Below are 2,875 nucleotides of genomic sequence, written 5' to 3'. Positions count from 1 at the left end.
ACATAAAAATGCTCCGACAGATTATATTTATACTAGACTTTATTTAAAAAATAAAAAATTATATTTTGATTATTTGAAATATTAGGTTTATATCCCTTATTAAAAAAGTTTTTAACGAATTCGTTATTTAAATGGGGTTTAGTATAAAATCTATTTAGTAAGCTCTCCCGCAATATTCATTACCAATCTTTCCTTCACTTTTTCCACATCATATTTCCCTAAAAGGCACATGAATTTTGTAATTGCAGCTTCTGGTGTCATGTCGTATCCATTTACGACACCTAGTTCCGTAAGTATGGCATTTGACTCATAAAGTCCCATTTCCACACTTCCAACTGTGCATTGAGTTACATTCAGAATTATAACTCCCATATCAATTATATATTTTATTGTTTCTAAAAATTCCTTATTTTGTGGAGTATTTCCACTTCCGTAAGTCCGTAATACAAGTCCTTTTATACTATCATCATCTTGGAATATCCGTTTTAAAATTTTAGGATTAAATCCAGGGAATACATCCATCATCAGTACATTTGGATTAATTTTGTAATCTACATAAAATTTTCCCTCTGGCTTTGATAATAGCCTGTTTTCATATATTTTTATTTTTGAGCCTGCCTGCCCTAATGGAAGATAATTTGGGGAAGAAAATCCAAAATAATTTGTAGAATCAAGCTTTCTTGAACGATTTCCCCTAAAAAGATGATCTCTGAAAAATACGCACACTTCTGGAATAATAGGCAACTTTTCATTTTCTGAATTGTAAATTTCACTATTTCCCTGTGTCTGTTTTTCAATTATTTCAATAGAAGTTAGCAAATTTTGCAGTCCATCACTTCTAATTTCCTGAATTGGACGTTGTGCTCCTGTCAAAATCACCGTTTTCCCAAGATTTTTTAACATAAAAGAAAGAACACTTACAGTATAAGACATTGTATCCGTTCCATGTAGTATTACAAAACCTTTGTATTTATCGTAATTTTCTTCAATTATTTTACCAATTTCCAGCCAAATTTCATAATTCATATCAGAAGAATCAATGATTTTGCTTGTCTGAACATAATCAACATTCATATCCTTTAAAAATTGATAGTTATATATAACTTCCTCCCAAGATGAAGAGGGTTTCAATGCACTTTTATTGTCATCTTTATCTGAATGGACCATGCTGATTGTCCCACCTGTATTTATTACCAAAATCTTCTGACTGCTTTGTTCTTGCATACATCCCACCGTTCCTTCTTCTACTGTTCATTTGTTATCCAAACTTTTTTACCTTGACTTTATTTTATCATTTTCTCTAGTAAATGTATAGCACTTTACAAATCAAAAAAAATCGCTTTAATATAAAATACTAAAACGATTTCCCTAAAAACTTTCTATTCACCTTTTATTCTTTCAATAATTTCCTGAACACTGGACACCTTTACATCTTCGTCAATTCCAGCCTCACCTTTTACTTCGCCAAATCCCCATTTACAGTAAACAATATCAATTCCAGCATTTTTAACTGTATTTACATCCACAAGCATGTCTCCAACAAATAATATTTTTTCTTTTGAAATATTTAAGTTTTGTGCCATTTTATCAACATTGTACGGATTTGGCTTATTTGGATATTCCTTTTCATTTGAGCCAAATATTCCATCAAATTTCCATTTGGATAACTTTTTATCAACAGCAGACAAAGCTGTTTCATGATCCTTATTGGTTACAATACCTTTTTTCACGCCATTCTGTTCCAAAAAATCAAGCAATTCAGGTATTCCTTCATAAGGCTCGACACCATAGTCAAAGTAAATATCATAATATTTTCTTATAACTTTTTCCATTTCCTCATTCGTTACATCATCATATTTTTCTTTTCCCAAAATATTCCGTGCAAGCCCTGAAACTCCACCACCGACAAATTTTACGCATTCATTAGCAGAATATTGCTTTTTCCCAAGTTCTTCCATCGCTGAATTTACAGTCTTTGTAATAGATTTTGACGTATCCATAAGCGTCCCGTCCAAATCAAATATAACTAAATCGTATTTCATAAATTTCCACTCATTCCCTTCCTAATCCACTTTAAACAATTACTAAAATCTTATCAATCCAACTTCAATATTTTAAGAAATTAATCTCTAAATGCTATTATTACTGTTTTATTTACGCTTCAGGCTCAATAACATTCCCATCGTCATCCACTCTAACTACCTTAATGCTATCCAAATGCCCTCTCACACTTTCCTTAAATTTTTCAATATACATTTTTCTATATTTTTCACGCTCTTTCTTCTCTTCTTCCGTCAATTCCCTCTCACGTGCCAACTTTGAAAATTCATTTACTTTTTTAATAATATCTTCCATTTTCCCAATTTCCTTTCTAAAAAAATATTATATTTCATCTTGATTTTTATCTAAAATACAGTATAAAATAAAATTTATTAGTATTAAGCTCTTAGTGTTGAGTTTATTTTTTATCTTTTTTCCAATTTATAAATTTCATAATCCAAAAAGTATATAACAATATTATTATACTGTATTACCTGTAATTTATCAATACTTTTTCCTAAAGCATTTCTCTAAAAAAATTTATACATTTTCACAAATGTATATAGCAAAAAATCACAGTTAATCTTAATAACCGTGATTTTAATTTGAAGAATTTTTTTATTTATTATTCTATCTATTATTTTTCAAAATGCCGAAGCAACATATCCTATAAATGCAATATATGATATAAAAATATTTGCAATATCCAGTAAAGATAGTGTTAAATATCCACAATCTCGTAATTTATCTCTATCTTTTCTTAAAATTACAATTATAAAAATATACACAAAATCACTTCCTTTCGTTATATAAGAGATGATAAGCCTACAGGGGA

At 29.3% G+C, this 2,875-nt stretch carries 4 protein-coding genes; all 4 read right to left on the bottom strand.

Going from position 1 to position 2,875, the window contains the following annotated elements; genetic code table 11:
- Positions 1 to 150: 150 nt before the first annotated feature.
- On the bottom strand, positions 151 to 1,224 hold the full coding sequence (locus tag Q0370_RS01955; protein ID WP_299571379.1) for an asparaginase: 1,074 nt from the start codon (positions 1,222 to 1,224) through the stop codon (positions 151 to 153).
- 155 nt (positions 1,225 to 1,379) lie between these two features.
- Entirely contained in the window at positions 1,380 to 2,042 is a 663-nt protein-coding gene (locus Q0370_RS01950) for an HAD family hydrolase (protein ID WP_299571377.1), read from the bottom strand.
- A gap of 112 nt (positions 2,043 to 2,154) precedes the next feature.
- Complete coding sequence (locus tag Q0370_RS01945; RefSeq protein WP_299571374.1) at positions 2,155 to 2,355, bottom strand: DUF896 domain-containing protein; 201 nt, start codon at positions 2,353 to 2,355, stop codon at positions 2,155 to 2,157.
- 329 nt (positions 2,356 to 2,684) lie between these two features.
- A partial coding sequence (locus Q0370_RS01940) for a hypothetical protein (RefSeq protein ID WP_299571372.1) occupies positions 2,685 to 2,875 on the bottom strand: 191 nt, incomplete at its 5' end.

It is taken from the genome of uncultured Leptotrichia sp., from assembly GCF_938036635.1.
Lineage (GTDB): Bacteria > Fusobacteriota > Fusobacteriia > Fusobacteriales > Leptotrichiaceae > Leptotrichia > Leptotrichia hongkongensis.
This window is presented reverse-complemented; position numbering and strand designations above follow the sequence as displayed.

What these genes read in the sequence shown, in the direction of transcription:
- Q0370_RS01955 (WP_299571379.1), bottom strand. Translation starts at nt 1,224, where the DNA reads ATGCAAGAACAAAGCAGTCAGAAGATTTTGGTAATAAATACAGGTGGG.
- Q0370_RS01950 (WP_299571377.1), bottom strand. Translation starts at nt 2,042, where the DNA reads ATGAAATACGATTTAGTTATATTTGATTTGGACGGGACGCTTATGGAT.
- Q0370_RS01945 (WP_299571374.1), bottom strand. Translation starts at nt 2,355, where the DNA reads ATGGAAGATATTATTAAAAAAGTAAATGAATTTTCAAAGTTGGCACGT.